Source organism: Pandoraea sp. SD6-2 (assembly GCF_000389825.1).
In the GTDB taxonomy this organism is placed as follows: domain Bacteria; phylum Pseudomonadota; class Gammaproteobacteria; order Burkholderiales; family Burkholderiaceae; genus Pandoraea; species Pandoraea communis.
Genome location: NZ_KB944423.1, coordinates 25397 through 41409 on the forward strand (window position 1 = coordinate 25397; position 16013 = coordinate 41409).

Sequence of the window (16013 nt, forward strand, 5' to 3'; positions counted from 1 at the left end):
CGCGGGCTTAGGTGTGTTTTACTACCAGCGGATGCCGGCCGGTGCCGGACGCCGAATTACTCCCACTCAATCGTTGCCGGTGGCTTGCCCGAGATGTCATAAACAACGCGGTTCAAACCACGAACCTCGTTGATGATGCGGTTCGAGACCTTGCCAAGCAGGTCATGCGGCAAGTGTGCCCAGTGCGCCGTCATGAAGTCTTGCGTCTGCACGGCGCGCAGTGCCACGACCCATTCATACGTGCGGCCATCGCCCATCACACCCACGCTCTTGACCGGCAGGAATACCGCGAACGCCTGGCTCGTCAGTTCGTACCACGTCTTACCGCTGTTCGGCTCGACCGTGTTGCGCAACTCTTCAATGAAGATGGCATCGGCGCGACGCAGCAGGTCAGCGTAGTCGCGCTTCACTTCACCCAGAATCCGTACGCCCAGCCCCGGCCCCGGGAACGGGTGACGATAGACCATGTCATGCGGCAGGCCCAGCGCCACGCCCAGCTCGCGCACTTCGTCCTTGAACAGGTCGCGCAGCGGCTCAAGCAGCTTCAGCCCCAGCGTCTCCGGCAGGCCACCAACGTTATGGTGGCTCTTGATCGTCGTCGCCTTCTTCGTCTTCGCGCCACCCGACTCGATCACGTCCGGATAAATCGTGCCCTGCGCCAGCCACTTCGCGTTCTTCAGCTTCTTCGCTTCGGCCTGGAACACTTCGACAAATTCGCGGCCGATGATCTTGCGCTTCTGCTCCGGATCGGTCACCCCCGTCAGATGGCCCATGAACTGCTCAGCGGCGTCGACATGCACGACCTTCGCGTGCAGACGCCCCTGGAACATCTCCATCACCATCTTGCCTTCATTCAGGCGCAGCAGACCGTGATCGACAAACACACACGTCAGTTGATCACCAATAGCGCGATGAATCAGCGCCGCCGCAACGCTCGAATCCACACCGCCCGACAGCCCCAGAATCACTTCTTCGTCGCCCACTTGCTCGCGAATCGCCTTGACGGCTTCCTCGATGTGGTCGCGCATGATCCAGTCCGGCTTCGCGCCGGCAATCTGCAGCACGAAACGCTCGAGCAACTCGCGGCCCTTCACCGTATGCGTGACTTCCGGGTGGAACTGCACTGCGTAGTAGTTGCGCACCACGTCGGCCATACCGGCAATCGGGCAGCTCGGCGTCGACGCCATCAGCGCAAAGCCCGGCGGCAATTGCGTGACCTTGTCACCGTGACTCATCCACACCTTGAGCATGCCGTGACCTTCGGTCGTACGGAAATCCTCAAGGCCCTCGAGCAGCGGCGTATGCGCATGCGCACGCACCTCGGCGTAACCGAACTCGCGATGGTTGCTCGCCTCGACCTGACCGCCCAGTTGGACCGTCATCGCGAACATGCCGTAGCAAATGCCCAACACCGGCACACCCAGATCCCACACCGCCTGCGGGGCACGCAGATCCTGATCCTCATATGTGCTCGCGTGGCTACCCGACAGAATGACGGCCTTCGGATTGAATTCGCGAATGAACTCGTCCGAAACGTCGTTCGGGTGGATCTCGCAGTAGACGTGCGCTTCGCGAACGCGGCGGCCGATGAGCTGGGTGACTTGCGAGCCGAAGTCAAGAATGAGGATTTTGTCGTGCATCGTGAGGTACGGAAGAAGTGGATTCGTTGGACGTCGGCGCCGTGGCGGAAGGCACGGGCGTGACAGTACCGGTGCTGCCCACAGGCGCGACCGGCGTAGTGTTGACGGAGGTGGAGCCGCCCCCAGGCGTCTCCATGCGCGGCTCAGCGCGCGTGCCTCGGGCATCGTCGAGAGCCCGGGCATCCGCGTCATCGTACGGTGCGTTGCGCCGGGTGTCGCTCACGGCACCCCCACGCACTCGTCCGCCGGCATGCTGCACCGCCTGCACGCGCTCTTTCGTGCGCACGCTCGACGCCAGCTTGACGAGAATGGCACCCACCACCAACAGGACAGCACCAAGCGCCGGCATCAACAACTTGCCGCCCCCCGTCACCGCCAGTTGGCCGGAGATCAGCCAGCCCAGCACGAACGCACCGATCACCCAATTGATATGCCCCGTCACTTTCGCAACAGTCGCCGTCAACTGGCCGTTCACGGTGGCGTGCCATTGCAGCCAGGCCACGCCGATGAAGGCTACACCAAGCGCCTGCGCATAGAGCACGGGCGATGGTGCGGGCACTTCAATGGCCGCGTACAGCGATGACCAGAACGACGCGATCAGCAGCACACCGAGTGCCAGATTCAGCGCCGCATCGAGGAACAGTACCGTACGCAACATGGCCTTCATGGGCGATTACTCCACGTGGTAGTTGGGGGCTTCCTTCATGATCTGAACATCGTGCACATGCGATTCGCGCATGCCAGCAGCCGTAATTTGAACAAACTCGGCGTTCTTGTGCAGTTCTTCGATCGTCTGGCAACCCAGATACCCCATCGACGAGCGGATACCGCCGGTCAACTGATGGAGAATGGCGTTCACGCTGCCCTTGTAGGCCACACGGCCTTCAATACCTTCCGGCACCAGCTTGTCGGCGTTGTTCGCAGGATCCTGGAAGTAACGGTCAGCAGCCCCGTCCTTCATCGCGCCCACCGAACCCATGCCGCGGTAGCTCTTGTACGAACGGCCCTGATACAGGAACACTTCGCCCGGCGCCTCTTCCGTGCCGGAGAACATGCTGCCCATCATCACCGTGTGCGCCCCTGCGGCCAGCGCCTTGGCGATGTCGCCCGAGTAGCGAATGCCGCCGTCGGCAATCAGCGGAACACCCGTACCTTCGAGGGCTTCGGCCACATTGGCGATTGCCGTGATCTGCGGCACACCGACACCGGCCACGATACGCGTCGTGCAGATCGAGCCCGGGCCGATACCGACCTTGACCGCATCTGCACCGTGTTCCATCAGGGCCCGCGCAGCCCCCGCCGTGGCGATGTTGCCTCCCACCACTTCAATCTGCGGGAAATGCTTTTTGACCCACTGCACGCGGTCGAGCACGCCCTGGCTATGGCCATGAGCCGTATCGACCACGATCACGTCGACGCCGGCAGCCACCAGCAACTCGACGCGCTCTTCATTGTCCGGCCCCACACCCACTGCCGCGCCAACGCGCAGCTTGCCGTGCTCGTCTTTGCTCGCGAGCGGGTGCTCGGTCGCCTTCATGATGTCCTTGACCGTCATCAGGCCACGCAGCTCGAAAGCGTCGTTGACGACCAGCACGCGCTCCAGACGGTGGCTGTGCATCAGTTGCTCGGCGTCGGCCGGCGACGCGCCTTCGCGCACGGTGATGAGCTTCTCCTTCGGCGTCATGATCGCGCGCACCGGCTCATCCAGACGGCTCTCGAAACGCAGGTCGCGGTTGGTCACGATCCCGATGAGCTGTGCGCCCTCGACGACCGGGAAACCGGAAATGCCATGCTGGCGCGACAGCGCGATCACGTCGCGAACCTTCATGTGCGGCGGAATCGTGATCGGGTCACGCAGAACGCCCGACTCAAATCGCTTGACCTTCGAGACTTCCCGCGCCTGCTCGGCCGGCTTGAGATTCTTGTGAATAATGCCGATACCGCCCTGTTGTGCCATGGCAATGGCCAGACGCGCTTCGGTCACCGTATCCATGGCGGCCGACAGCAAAGGCATGTTCAGGACGATGTTGCGCGTGAGCTTGGTTTTCAGCTTGGTGTCGCGCGGGAGAACGGCGGAGTACGCCGGGACGAGGAGCACGTCATCGAAAGTGAGTGCTTTTTGGATCAGACGCATGGCAAATCCTATAGGCGCAAAATCGAATTATACAGAAATCGCGAGTTGCATGGAACGTGTGCCCCACATGTCAAGGGGCTTTTTCCCCGAGAGACGACTCGCGTATGTTTCACCCCCTTATGGGTCGGCGCCTTGGCCCGCCGAATGCCGGATTTCACAATCGGCACGCTCCGGCCCCATGCTATTCTTGCGCCCTTCCTGCACCGCCCTGACCGGCACAACCGGCGCACCGGGCGGCACGGATCACCGGCATCTCGATACCACGAACCACGGGCACGAACTTCATGGGGCAAGGCATTTCTTTCGGATTGGCGGCGGGCGCATTGTGGGGACTGGTCTTTCTGGCCCCTCGCCTGCTGCCCGGCTTCTCGCCGCTGGAACTGTCGGCTGCCCGTTACGTGCTTTACGGGCTGGTGTCAGCCGTACTGCTCGCACCGCTCTGGGCGCGCCTGCGACATACCGTCTCAGGCCATGACTGGCGCGCGTTATTCCGGCTAAGTCTGGTCGGCAACCTCATCTATTACCTGTTCCTCGCAGGTGCCGTGCAGATGGCCGGCATCGCCCCCGCATCGCTGATCGTTGGCGTGCTGCCCGTGACGGTCACGCTGGTCGGCAGCCGCGATCACGGCGCGATGCCCCTGTCCCGTCTGGCGGGCCCGTTGGCACTGGTGGCCGCGGGTATCGTCTGCATCAATGTCGACGTGTTCGCCCATGCCTCGGCAAGTGGCGGGGACTGGCGGCTGACGCTCGCAGGCATCGCCTGCGCCGTCGGCGCTCTGGTGAGCTGGACCTGGTATGCCGTGGCCAATGCCCGCTATCTGGCGCAATTCGGGCACTTCACGAGTCAGGAATGGTCGTTGCTGACGGGCGTCGCCACTGGCGTTCTGGCCTTGGCGCTGGCTATCCCGGCCGTGTTGCTGCCACACCCGGCAGCGACCGACGTGCCGCGCGACTGGCAAATGTTCCTGATCGTGAATATCGCGGTAGCGATAGGCGCATCGACTATCGGCAACGCGTTCTGGAATGCGGCGAGCCGGCGGCTGCCCCTGACCCTGTCGGGCCAGATGATCGTGTTTGAAACGCTGTTCGCGCTGATCTACGGCTTCATTTACGAACAGCGCGTACCGCGTCTGCTGGAACTCGCGGCCATCGTGCTGCTGCTCGCGGGCGTCAGCGCGTCGGTACGGCTACATTCGCGGGGATCGACACACTGACCGGTGCAGAATCGGAAGTCTGTCGCCGGCCTAGCTCCCGCGACGGCTCCCCAGCCACTTCTGCCCTTCCCGGCTTCCTTCGTTACGCACCTTCTCGACACGTCGCTGACGCGCCACCTTGGGGTCAGCCTTGAGCACGCGGTAGATCTCGACGCGATCGCCCGCTTCCACTACGGCGTCGAGCGCTCGCACCTTGCCGAAGACGCCCGCTTTCATGCGCGCGAGATCCAGCTCGGGAAAGCGTTGCAGCACGCCGCTACGCTCGATCGCATCACGCATTGTGGCGCCTTGCGGCAACGTCAACGGAATGATCGTCTGCTCGTCAGGCAGCGCATAGCAGACTTCGACATTCAGCTCACTCGACATACACGGCCTCCGCGCGCTTGACGAACGCGTCGACGAACGTATTGGCAATGTGACTGAACACCGGCCCGATGACCTTCTCAAGCAGAAAATTCGCAAATTCGTAGTGAAGGCCAAACTCGATCTTGCAGGCGTTCTCGCGCAGCGCGGTGAACTTCCACGTGCCGTGAAAACGCTTGAAGGGTCCTTCGACGAACGTCATTTGAATGGAGTCCGGACGCGTCTGAATATTGCGCGTCGCGAATGAATGCTTCAGACCCTTGAAGTCAATCATCAGCGACGCCTCCATGCTGTGCTCGTCCTGATGCCGAATCTCGACACCACCGCACCAGGGCAGGAATTTGGGGTAATCGGCGACATTGGTCACCAGGTCGTACATCTGCTCATCGGAGAAATGCACGAGAACGGTTTTACTGACTTCGGCCATCGTCTGTCGGGCGAGGTGTTCGCACGACACGCCTGCGATCGATGCTGTATCGACCCCCGCGCGTCGCAAGCCGCCTCTTGCCGAGACTCTTTGTTAAAATCGCTATTTTACCCGAGCCCGACTCACCGGGTCCGACCAAGTTACCCGCCAAGGATCCATGAGCATCATTGACAACAAGAAGGCCTTCTTCGATTACTTCATCGAGGAGCGATACGAAGCCGGGATCGCGCTCGAGGGGTGGGAAGTCAAGGCAATTCGCGCCGGGCGGGCGCAGATCAAGGAGGGTTATGTCGTCATCAAGAATGGCGAGATCTTCCTGATCGGCACGCACATCAGCCCGCTGCAGACCGCGTCGACGCACATCAAGCCCGACCCCGTGCGCACCCGCAAGCTTCTGCTGAAAGCCGACGAAATCAAGAAACTCATCGGCAAGGTGGAGCAACGCGGATACACGCTCGTTCCCATCAACCTGCACTACAGCAAAGGTCTGGTGAAATGCGAGATCGGGCTAGCCAAGGGCAAGAAGCTTCACGACAAGCGCGAGACGGAAAAGAAGCGCGACTGGGATCGCGAAAAAGCACGTTTGATGCGCACGCCCACCTGAGGCGCGGCATCGGCATGGTGCGCGCGATACAGCCAACACGTTTGCCAACCACCCAAAGAAAACGGCCCATCTGGGCTAATGCCGTTCAGTTAAGCCACTGAACGGCATTTTTATATCTGAGGGCAGATAGTCGAAAGTAGAGCTACGGCATCGTCGGTAGGGTGATGCTCTATGCTTGGAGAACACCTCACCTGTCTTGTTGGAATATCTGAACCAGCCGACTATAGTCGGCTGGCTGAGCATTTGCCGTACGAGTGGATTCATCAGGCACTCTCGACTACGGGCACGGCCAGTCTGCGACGCAGGCGCCTGCCCGCTGATCGGGTGCTGTGGCTTGTCATTGCTCTGGCAATCTATCGGTCGACTTCAATCGATGAGGTTGTGCATGACCTAGGGCTGGTCCTGTCACCTTCCGACTCGGCTTGTTTGAGCAAAAGCGCTGTCACGCAAGCACGCCAGCGTTGCGGCCAAGCGCCGATGCAGAGTCTATTTCAGATTAGCGCCTGCGCGTGGATTGGGCAGCAATCCCGTCATTACTCACTCAAAGGGCTTTCGCTGTGGGCCATCGACGGCACCACACTGCGCGCGGCCGATAGCCCGGAAAACCGTGAGCACTTCGGCGCACAAATCTACAAAAACGACCGCGTGGCAAGCTCCCCGCAAGTCCGGGCCGTGAGCCTGACGTCTTTGCCTTCGCATCTTGTGGGGGCTGTGCGCTTTGGTCCCTACGGTACCAACGAGATGCTGTATGCCAAGTCGTTAATCTCCGATGTGCCCAATCACTCGATCACGGTGTTCGACAAGGGTTTTTTAAGCGCGGAAATCCTCTGCGCCTTGCGTGCAAACGGCGAGCAGCGGCACTTTGTGATTCCAGCACGTTGCAATACGCAATGGGAACGGGTGTCGGGCAGCCCTCGCGACCAGATTGTGCGAATGCGAGTCTCGCCCCAAGCTCGAAAGAAGTGCCCTGAACTGGGCGAGACGTGGCAGGCGCGGTGCATCACCGGCGTCGATGCGCATGGCCGTGAGCGGGTATTGCTCACCTCATTGAGCGAGCGCACGCAGTGGCGAGCCAGTGATATCGAGAAGCTTTACCAGCGGCGCTGGGAAATAGAGACAAGCTACCGCGAACTCAAGCAGGTCATGCTCGGCTCTGCCCTGACCCTCAGAAGCCGTACTGTTGACGGGATCTACCAAGAGATTTGGGGCGCGCTGATCGGCTATAACCTGATTCGAGTCGAGATGGCTGCTGCGGCACGCACAGGGAAAATCGCTCCCACCGATATCAGCTTTATCCGCGCCCTGCATGCCATGCAACACGAACTTTGGTGGGCGGCCAGGACTCGCGCTCTGGCAAAACTGCCTGCGTGGCTCGCTTCCATGCATCAGCGCCTACTCGAATGCACTATACAAAAACGGCCCGGGAGACGATGCCCCCGAGCCGTCAAAGCAAGACCCTCGAAATATACCGTGCGATTCCTCAAAAAATCGCTTAACTGAACGGCATTAGCCCATCTGGGCCGTTTTTCATTGTTGCGCCAGTTTAGCGCCGGGGAGTCGAATTACCGAAGCCACCAACACCGCCGCCATCACCTCCCGGGATCGATCCCCCTTCGGTGCCGCGCACGATCTTGAGCGCCGAAGCAATCATGCCGCTCAAATCCGTGAGATTGCCCGGCACGATCAGCGTGTTGTTCGTTTTGGCGAGGTTACCGAACGCATTGACGTATTGCTCGGCCACCTTGAGGTTGACAGCTTCCATGCCGCCCTGCGTCTGAATCGCCGTCCCAACCTTTTGAATGGCCTCGGCGTTCGCCTCTGCCACCGCCAGAATGGCCGACGCCTCACCTTGCGCCCGATTGATTGCCGCCTGACGCTCACCTTCGGACTTCTGGATAGCCGCTTCGCGTGCGCCGGTTGCCAGGTTGATCTGCTCCTGCCGCTTCCCTTCCGATGCCGCGATCAGTGCACGCTTCTCACGCTCGGCTGTGATCTGCGCCTGCATGGCGTGCAGAATCTCTTTCGGCGGAGTGAGATCCTTGATCTCGTAACGCAGCACCTTCACCCCCCAGTTCGACGCTGCTTCATCAAGCGCATTGACCACGCTGTGGTTGATGAACGCGCGCTCTTCAAACGTCTTGTCGAGTTCAAGCCTGCCGATCACGCTACGCAGTGTCGTTTGCGCAAGTTGCGTGATGGCCACGACGTAGTTGCTTGAGCCGTACGATGCCTTCATCGCATCGGTCACCTGAAAGTACAGAATCCCGTCGACTTGCAACTGCGTGTTGTCCTTGGTGATACAAACCTGACTCGGTACGTCGAGCGGCACTTCCTTGAGCAAATGCTTATAGGCCACGCGATCCACGAACGGCACGACAATCGAGAGCCCCGGCGTGAGGGTCGCATGATATTTACCGAGACGCTCGATCACCCACGCATGCTGCTGCGGCACGATCTTGATCGAACGCGCCGCAATGACCACGGCGATGATAAAAACAATAAACGCGACGTTGGATAGATCGAACATGTTTCCCCCTGAAGCGCCCGCCATTACGGCAGGCTGGTTCCCCGTCACCCGCGATGGCAGGCCATGCATCGTAACGGAACACAGACCCGATGCGACGTAGAAGCTCGAAAATGAGCTATCCCCTAGCGGGTAATGAGGTAATGCCTAACTCTCACGTGGATGCATGGACTGAAGTCGTCCCGCAATCACACCGTCACGTGGGCAACGAACAATCGGCTGCCACGCACCTCCCGGATGACAAACCAACCTGCATCTGCGGTCTCACCGGGCATTAGCTCGACGTCCCACTCGGCGCCGCGGTACATCGCCCGTGCGCGGCCGTCAGCCTGCCACGCCTCGACATGCAATTGCTGCCCGATGTCCAGATTGGTGTTGGGATCTGCCGTTGCGTCAACCTTGATGCGCCGCCGGCCAAACCGGCTGCGACGCAGGAACCAGACGGCCACGCCGGCCACCACTGCTGCGATCACCAGCTGCAGCGGCCAATCGATGCGTAATACCGCCGCGATGCCGCCAGCCGTCATTCCGAGCGCCACCATCAGGAGATAGAACGTTCCGCTTGCCAGCTCCAGCACCACGGTCAATCCGGCAACGCCGAACCAAAGCCAAGCTTGCTCCATCACAACTCCCAGACATAAAAAAACCCCGGTGTATTACCGGGGTTTATAGCACGAAACCAACCGGCCGGCGCTCGCATCCCAAGGACTGCGCTGCCTTTCGGTCGCGTCCGAGATGCCGCTCGGACGCGTCCCAACTCAGGTCGTGATCGTGACGATTACTTCGCCAGCTTGGCGAGTTGTTGCCACGTTTCGATGACCGTATCCGGGTTGAGCGACATAGAAGCAATGCCTTCCTTCGCCAGCCATTCGGCCAGATCCGGATGGTCCGACGGGCCCTGACCGCAGATGCCGACGTACTTGCCCTTCGACAGGCACGCCTTGATCGCGCGGGTAAGCATGAACTTCACGGCCGGGTCACGTTCGTCGAAGTCCTTGGCCAGCAGTTCCATGCCCGAATCGCGATCCAGACCCAGCGTGAGCTGCGTCAGGTCGTTCGAACCGATCGAGAAGCCGTCGAAGAACTCGAGGAACTCGTCGGCCAGAATGGCGTTCGACGGCACTTCGCACATCATCACCAGCTTCAGACCGTTCTCGCCACGCTTCAGACCGTAGCCAGCCAGCATGTTGACCACACGCTCGGCCTGACCCAGCGTACGCACGAACGGCACCATGATCTCGACGTTGGTCAGACCCATTTCGTCACGCACGCGCTTGAGTGCACGGCATTCCATCTCGAACGCTTCGGCGAAGTCTTCCGAGATATAACGCGAAGCACCGCGGAAACCCAGCATCGGGTTTTCTTCGTCCGGCTCGTAACGCGAACCGCCGATGAGCTTCTTGTACTCGTTGGACTTGAAGTCCGACAGACGCACGATCACGCTCTTCGGATAGAAGGCTGCGGCGATCGTGGCAATGCCTTCGGCCAGCTTGTCGACATAGAACGCGCGCGGCGATGCATGACCACGCGCCACCGATTCGACCGCCTTCTTCAGGTCGGCGTCGATGTTCGGGTACTCGAGAATCGCGCGCGGGTGCACACCGATGTTGTTGTTAATGATGAATTCCAGACGCGCCAGGCCTACCCCTTCGTTCGGCAGTTGCGCGAAGTCGAAGGCGAGTTGCGGGTTGCCCACGTTCATCATGATCTTCACCGGGATCTTCGGCATTTCGCCGCGCTGGATCTCGGTGATTTCGGTCTCGAGCAGACCGTCGTAAATCTTGCCTTCGTCGCCTTCGGCGCAGGAGACGGTCACGAGCGCGCCATCCTTGAGCACGTCGGTCGCGTCGCCACAGCCGACCACTGCCGGCACACCCAGCTCACGCGCGATAATCGCCGCGTGGCAGGTACGGCCGCCACGGTTGGTCACGATGGCCGATGCACGCTTCATCACCGGCTCCCAGTTCGGGTCGGTCATGTCGGCCACCAGCACGTCGCCCGGCTGCACACGCTCCATCTCGCTCGGGTCCATGATCACGCGCACCGGACCTGCACCGATCTTCTGACCGATGGCTCGGCCCCTCGTCAGCACCGGGGCATCGCCCTTGAGCTTGAAGCGTTGCTCAACCTTGCCGACGGCCTGGCTCTTGACCGTCTCGGGGCGCGCTTGCAGGATGTAGATCTTGCCGTCCTTGCCGTCCTTGCCCCACTCGATGTCCATCGGACGACCGTAGTGCTTCTCGATGATCAGCGCGAACTTGGCCAGTTCGACACAATCGTCGTCGGTGATCGAGTAACGGTTACGCAGCTCCATCGGCACATCGATGGTCTTCACGCGGCCCGGCTCGCCCGGTTGCGTGAATTCCATTTTGAGGAGCTTCGAGCCAAGCGTGCGGCGAATAATGGGGTACTTGCCCGCCTTGAGCGTCGGCTTGAAAACGTAGAACTCGTCCGGGTTCACGGCGCCCTGCACGACCGTCTCACCCAGGCCGTAGCTGGCCGTGATGAAGACGACGTCCTGGAAACCCGACTCGGTGTCGATCGTGAACATCACACCCGACGCGCCGCAGTCCGAGCGAACCATGCGCTGCACACCGGCCGACAACGCCACTTCGGCGTGCGTGAAGCCCTTGTGAACGCGATACGAGATGGCACGGTCGTTGTACAGCGAGGCGAAGACGTGCTTCATACGATCAAGCACGTCTTCGATACCGACCACGTTCAGGTAGCTTTCCTGCTGACCGGCGAACGAGGCGTCCGGCAGATCTTCGGCGGTTGCCGACGAACGCACGGCGAACGAGGCGTCCGGCTGGCCGTCTGCGATGCGCGCGAACTGCTCGCGGATCTCCTTCTCGAGTTGCGGCTGCAGCGGTGCGTCGACGATCCACTGACGGATTTCGGCACCGGCTTCCGCGAGCGCCTTGACGTTATCCACGTCCAGGCCCTCGAGGCGTTGGGCAACGCGCTCGGTCAGATTGTTGTGGTGGAGAAACTCGCGGAAGGCGAAAGACGTCGTGGCGAAACCACCCGGCACGCGCACGCCGGCGCTGGCCAGTTGGCTGATCATTTCGCCAAGCGATGCATTCTTGCCGCCGACCGACTCGACGTCGGTCATGCGCAGATGCTCAAACGGCACCACGTAGGCGCCGTCGTGTGCTGCGTTAGTCATAAAAGCCCCTAAGGTAAGAAAAAAAATTCTCGGAGGATCGGTTGGGACTGACGTGGACCGATCGACCTGTTGGATAAGAAATCGCGCTTTGGCTGCGTCGAGAACCAGGGGCTAGCACCCGACGACCTGCATCGAACCATCGGAATTGCCCGCTGCGCCCCGCCAGACGGGCCTGAGGCCGGGCAGCGCGCGATGGTTGCACAATTGCTTATCCAACAAGTTGCCGCTATTCTACCGTGCAATGCACCAATTTGCGATTCTGCGCATGAGCGACTCCTCGACTACCGGAAATTCCCCTATGTCCCCCGCCGCAGCGGCCACACCGGTTGCCGCACGCCCGGTCTTCATCGTGTCCGACGGCACCGGGATTACCGCCGAAACGTTCGCGCATTCGATCCTCGCACAATTCGAAATGCGTTTCCGTCAGATTCGCGTTCCGTTCGTGGATTCCGTCGATAAAGCCTATGAAACGGCACAACGGATCAATGAAATGTATCGAACGGAGAATGTCCGGCCGATCATTTTCAGCACACTCGTCGACGCGCGGGCCAACGAGATTCTGCGCAATTGCCACGGCGTGATTCTCGATATGTTCCAGACGTTCATCGAACCGCTCGAGGTGGAGTTGGGCCTCAAGTCGATGCATGCCATCGGCCGCGTTCACCAGAACGCCGACAGCGAGGCTTACAAGAACCGGATCGAGGCGGTGAACTTCTCGCTCGCGCACGACGACGGTCAGTCCAACAAGAATCTGCAAAGCGCCGACGTGATCCTCGTAGGCGTATCGCGCAGCGGCAAGACGCCGACCACGCTCTATCTCGCCATGCAATACGGCGTGAAGGCCGCAAACTATCCGTTGATCCCGGAAGACTTCGAGCGCGAAAAGCTGCCTTCTACGCTCGACCAGTACAAGGACAAGATCTTCGGGTTGTCCATCGATCCGCAACGGCTCTCGGAGATTCGCAACGAGCGCCGTCCGGGCAGCAAGTACGCGTCGCTGGAAAATTGCCGCTACGAGGTCAACGAGGCCGAGGCGATGATGCGCCGCGAAGGGATCAAATGGCTGTCGTCGACGCACAAGTCGATCGAAGAAATCGCCACGACCATTCTGCAGGAAATCAAACTGGAGCGTGACGTCTATTGACGTCTTTCAGCCGTGCGATTTGCGGCTGCGCTGATGACAAAAGGGAGGCCATCGGCGTCCCTTTTTGTTTGCACCACGCACACTCGCGAACCCGCTCAGGACAGTCGTTGACGCACCGCTTCGAACAGGCAGATGGCCGCGCACGCCGCCACGTTGAGCGACTCCATACCGCCCGGCTGCGGAATACGGATCGGCGTCTGCACGCGCTCGAGCCAATGTGGCGATACGCCGGCACCTTCATTGCCGAAGACCCATGCCACAGGTGCGCGTAAATCCTGCTCGTACAGCGATGTGCTCGCCTGCAAACTCGTCGCCAGCAACGGCACCGACAGACGCGGCGCGAGCGAATCCGGCGTGCAATGCTCCACGATATTCAGGGAGAAATGCGCGCCCATTCCGGCACGCAGCACCTTGCTCGACCAGGCGAGCGCTGTGCCCGACATACAATACACGTCGCGAACGCCCGCGGCCGCTGCACTGCGGAGAATCGAACCCACATTACCTGCATCCTGCACCGCATCCAGGATGATGCAGTCCGTCTTTTGCGACGTCGGCAGATGCCCCGAGGGCACCTCCACGACGAACAGTAGCGGCACGCCGTTGACGAGCGTCGACAGCGGCTCGAAGAGTGCCTGCGGCAAACACACGCGACGCTCGGCCTCTACCCTCGTCCAGATCTGTGCGACTTCATCGTTCTCAAGCGCCGGTTCCGCTGCCACGCAAACGAGCGGTTGCCCCAGCGCGCCGAGATAAGCGTCGGCCAGATGCACGCCTTCGAGCAATGTCTGACCGAGCTTGCGCCGCTGCTGGTTCGACTGTGCCAGTTGCTTCAGGCGCTTGTAGAACGGATTGTCTTTGGAACTGATGAGCTTCATGACGAACGCGCCAGGCGAGAAACAGTAAGCACGCCAAAGACTTCAAACGCCTCTCGAACCGGCGCGAAGGACTGGCGATGATGCGGGCTGGGGCCGTGCTGGCGAAGCGCCTCCAGATGGCGCGGCGTGCCATAACCGACGTGTTCGTCGAAACCGTATTGCGGGAATTCTTCGTGCAGGGCGACCAACTGACGGTCGCGCGTGACCTTCGCAAGAATCGACGCCGCCGAAATCGCAGGCACCGTATCGTCGCCTTTGATAACGGCCTCGGCACGCATCGGCAGCACGGGACAGCGATTGCCGTCGATCAGCGCCAGCGTCGGCACGCGCGACAGACCATTCACGGCACGCTGCATCGCGAGCATCGTCGCATGGAGGATATTCAGAGAATCGATCTCCGCCACGCTCGCCTCGGCAATGCAATACGCGAGCGCGCGTTCGACGATCTCCTCATAGAGCGCCTCACGACGCTGGGCCGTGAGCTTCTTCGAATCGGCCAAGCCCTTGATCGGACGCGACGGATCGAGAATTACCGCTGCCGTCACGACGGGCCCGGCCAGCGGCCCGCGCCCGACTTCGTCCACGCCACAGGTCAGATCGGCGGCTACATCGGCAAACAGGTCGAACGCCATCTGCGGCAGCGCCGCTTTGGCGGCACGGGTACGCGGCCTGCCAGCGCCGGGCGCACTGCTTTCGCCCGATGAGACTTTACGCGCGACACGGCGCACTTTGACTTCCTCGCTCATATCCGCCCTTTCTCACGCAACACGCGCTCGATGACTTCGGCCGAACGCGCCGCCGTGTTCTGGCGCAGTTGTTCATGAATCTTCGTGAAGCGCGCCTGCAAGGATTCACGCAACGCCGGGTCAGTCAATTGCTTCCAGACGGCGTCGGCGAGGGCTTCAGGGGTCGCAAAATGCTGCAGCAACTCCGGCACGACGAACTCGCCCGACAGGATATTCGGCAACCCGACGTACGGCAGATATCCCTGACGCTTCATGATCTGCGCCGTCAGCCAAGGCACTTTATACGAGATGACCATCGGCTTCTTGTACAGCGCTGCTTCCAGCGTAGCCGTTCCGCTGGCAAGTAGCACGCTATCTGCGGCCTCCAGGGCAAGGGGCGCTCGACCATCGGTCACGGTCAGATTGAGATCGCTGTGGGCGTCCAGAATCGGTTGCATCAGCACGCGCAGACGCGGCGTCGCGGCCGGGAGGACGAAGCGAATCGACGGGTCGCGCCTGGCCAGCAAACGCATCGCCGCGAAAAACACCGGCGCGAGACGTTGCACCTCGGATGTCCGGCTGCCCGGCAGGATGGCGACGACCGGGCCATCTCCCTGGAGCGCCAGCTTGGCCCTCGCACCGGCGACGTCGGGCACCATTGGAATCTTGTCGGCCATCGGATGGCCGACGAACGTCGCATCGATACCCGCCCGGTGATAAATTTCCGGCTCGAACGGGAACAGGCACAGCATATGATCGACCGCGCGCTTGATCTTCTTGATGCGCCCACCTCGCCAAGCCCAGATCGACGGGCTCACGAAATGGATCGTGGGAATGCCCGCTTCGCGCAGCTTGATTTCGAGATCGAAATTGAAGTCTGGCGCGTCGAAGCCCACGAATGCCAGCGGCTTGTCCGCCAGCCAACGCTCGCGAAGTTGCTTGCGAATCGAGAGAATCTCTCGCAGATGCTTGATGACTTCGACATAGCCCATGACGGAGAGCTTGTCGATCGGCCAATAGGCGTCGAAGCCCTCCTCCGCCATATGCGGACCACCGACACCCGCGTACGCGATGCCGGCCGGAAGACTCTGCTTGAGACCGGCAAGGACGTTGCCGGCAATGAGATCGCCAGACAGCTCCCCGGCCACCATCGCCAGGGTTCGCTGGCCGGCGCCGGGAAGGGTCGGCGGCATA

Annotated in this window: 14 protein-coding genes and 1 pseudogene; 4 read left to right on the forward strand and 11 right to left on the reverse strand. The window is 61.1% G+C overall.

The genetic code is table 11. From position 1 onward, the window contains the following. Positions 1-56 precede the first annotated feature (56 nt). The 3 genes from guaA to guaB are packed head-to-tail and all read right to left on the reverse strand — an operon-like array spanning position 57 to position 3774. On the reverse strand, positions 57-1640 hold the full coding sequence (gene guaA, locus C266_RS00140) for a glutamine-hydrolyzing GMP synthase (protein WP_010803888.1): 1584 nt from the start codon (positions 1638-1640) through the stop codon (positions 57-59). Continuing rightward, positions 1615-2307: a hypothetical protein gene (locus tag C266_RS00145; protein ID WP_010803887.1), complete on the reverse strand. Its 693-nt coding sequence runs from the start codon at positions 2305-2307 to the stop codon at positions 1615-1617. The genes guaA and C266_RS00145 overlap by 26 nt, the downstream gene beginning before the upstream one ends. Before the next feature lie 6 nt (positions 2308-2313). Continuing rightward, positions 2314-3774, reverse strand: coding sequence for an IMP dehydrogenase (gene guaB / locus C266_RS00150; RefSeq protein WP_010803886.1), 1461 nt, complete (start codon positions 3772-3774; stop codon positions 2314-2316). A gap of 284 nt (positions 3775-4058) precedes the next feature. Here guaB and C266_RS00155 point away from each other — a divergent pair, with 284 nt between their 5' ends. After that, positions 4059-4988, forward strand: a complete 930-nt coding sequence (locus C266_RS00155; RefSeq protein ID WP_010803885.1) for a DMT family transporter — start codon at positions 4059-4061, stop codon at positions 4986-4988. A 30-nt stretch (positions 4989-5018) separates the two neighbouring features. On the opposite strand, the gene C266_RS00160 is transcribed toward C266_RS00155, so the two are convergent. Then, positions 5019-5354 carry an RnfH family protein gene (locus C266_RS00160; RefSeq protein WP_010803884.1) on the reverse strand — a complete coding sequence of 112 codons (336 nt, stop codon included), beginning with the start codon at positions 5352-5354 and terminating at the stop codon, positions 5019-5021. Beyond that, positions 5344-5778, reverse strand: coding sequence for a type II toxin-antitoxin system RatA family toxin (locus tag C266_RS00165; protein WP_010803883.1), 435 nt, complete (start codon positions 5776-5778; stop codon positions 5344-5346). The genes C266_RS00160 and C266_RS00165 overlap by 11 nt, the downstream gene beginning before the upstream one ends. Positions 5779-5932: 154 nt before the next feature. On the opposite strand from C266_RS00165, the pseudogene smpB reads away from it, so the two are divergent. Beyond that, positions 5933-6382 (forward strand): annotated as a pseudogene (gene smpB / locus C266_RS00170) (SsrA-binding protein SmpB); the annotation flags it as partial. Positions 6383-6553: 171 nt separating this feature from the next. Continuing rightward, complete coding sequence (locus C266_RS00175) at positions 6554-7882, forward strand: IS4 family transposase (protein WP_036660865.1); 1329 nt, start codon at positions 6554-6556, stop codon at positions 7880-7882. Positions 7883-7925: 43 nt separating this feature from the next. On the opposite strand, the gene C266_RS00180 is transcribed toward C266_RS00175, so the two are convergent. From C266_RS00180 to ppsA, 3 genes are all read right to left on the reverse strand, one after another. Then, positions 7926-8909 (reverse strand): SPFH domain-containing protein, encoded by a 984-nt coding sequence (locus C266_RS00180; protein ID WP_010803880.1) that lies wholly within the window; start codon positions 8907-8909, stop codon positions 7926-7928. 185 nt (positions 8910-9094) lie between these two features. Further along, positions 9095-9529 (reverse strand): NfeD family protein, encoded by a 435-nt coding sequence (locus C266_RS00185; protein WP_010803879.1) that lies wholly within the window; start codon positions 9527-9529, stop codon positions 9095-9097. A 155-nt stretch (positions 9530-9684) separates the two neighbouring features. After that, a complete protein-coding gene (ppsA, locus tag C266_RS00190; RefSeq protein WP_010803878.1) occupies positions 9685-12075 on the reverse strand; it encodes a phosphoenolpyruvate synthase in 2391 nt (796 codons plus the stop codon). Positions 12076-12373: 298 nt separating this feature from the next. Between ppsA and C266_RS00195 the strand changes: the two genes are divergently transcribed. Beyond that, entirely contained in the window at positions 12374-13219 is an 846-nt protein-coding gene (locus C266_RS00195; RefSeq protein WP_010803877.1) for a pyruvate, water dikinase regulatory protein, read from the forward strand. Positions 13220-13314: 95 nt separating this feature from the next. Here the strand turns inward: C266_RS00195 and C266_RS00200 are convergent, their stop codons facing one another. From C266_RS00200 to lpxB, 3 genes are all read right to left on the reverse strand, one after another. Further along, positions 13315-14094, reverse strand: coding sequence for an RNA methyltransferase (locus C266_RS00200; protein WP_010803876.1), 780 nt, complete (start codon positions 14092-14094; stop codon positions 13315-13317). Continuing rightward, positions 14091-14726: a ribonuclease HII gene (rnhB, locus tag C266_RS00205; RefSeq protein ID WP_051126093.1), complete on the reverse strand. Its 636-nt coding sequence runs from the start codon at positions 14724-14726 to the stop codon at positions 14091-14093. The genes C266_RS00200 and rnhB overlap by 4 nt, the downstream gene beginning before the upstream one ends. Before the next feature lie 110 nt (positions 14727-14836). Further along, complete coding sequence (lpxB, locus tag C266_RS00210; RefSeq protein WP_036660868.1) at positions 14837-16012, reverse strand: lipid-A-disaccharide synthase; 1176 nt, start codon at positions 16010-16012, stop codon at positions 14837-14839. Position 16013 lies beyond the last annotated feature (1 nt).

Bases quoted from the DNA above. Each gene is read 5' to 3' on its own strand.
- guaA (WP_010803888.1), bottom strand. From the start codon at position 1,640: ATGCACGACAAAATCCTCATTCTTGACTTCGGCTCGCAAGTCACCCAG.
- C266_RS00145 (WP_010803887.1), bottom strand. From the start codon at position 2,307: ATGAAGGCCATGTTGCGTACGGTACTGTTCCTCGATGCGGCGCTGAAT.
- guaB (WP_010803886.1), bottom strand. From the start codon at position 3,774: ATGCGTCTGATCCAAAAAGCACTCACTTTCGATGACGTGCTCCTCGTC.
- C266_RS00155 (WP_010803885.1), top strand. From the start codon at position 4,059: ATGGGGCAAGGCATTTCTTTCGGATTGGCGGCGGGCGCATTGTGGGGA.
- C266_RS00160 (WP_010803884.1), bottom strand. From the start codon at position 5,354: ATGTCGAGTGAGCTGAATGTCGAAGTCTGCTATGCGCTGCCTGACGAG.
- C266_RS00165 (WP_010803883.1), bottom strand. From the start codon at position 5,778: ATGGCCGAAGTCAGTAAAACCGTTCTCGTGCATTTCTCCGATGAGCAG.
- C266_RS00175 (WP_036660865.1), top strand. From the start codon at position 6,554: ATGCTTGGAGAACACCTCACCTGTCTTGTTGGAATATCTGAACCAGCC.
- C266_RS00180 (WP_010803880.1), bottom strand. From the start codon at position 8,909: ATGTTCGATCTATCCAACGTCGCGTTTATTGTTTTTATCATCGCCGTG.
- C266_RS00185 (WP_010803879.1), bottom strand. From the start codon at position 9,529: ATGGAGCAAGCTTGGCTTTGGTTCGGCGTTGCCGGATTGACCGTGGTG.
- ppsA (WP_010803878.1), bottom strand. From the start codon at position 12,075: ATGACTAACGCAGCACACGACGGCGCCTACGTGGTGCCGTTTGAGCAT.
- C266_RS00195 (WP_010803877.1), top strand. From the start codon at position 12,374: ATGTCCCCCGCCGCAGCGGCCACACCGGTTGCCGCACGCCCGGTCTTC.
- C266_RS00200 (WP_010803876.1), bottom strand. From the start codon at position 14,094: ATGAAGCTCATCAGTTCCAAAGACAATCCGTTCTACAAGCGCCTGAAG.
- rnhB (WP_051126093.1), bottom strand. From the start codon at position 14,726: ATGGCGTTCGACCTGTTTGCCGATGTAGCCGCCGATCTGACCTGTGGC.
- lpxB (WP_036660868.1), bottom strand. From the start codon at position 16,012: ATGCCGCCGACCCTTCCCGGCGCCGGCCAGCGAACCCTGGCGATGGTG.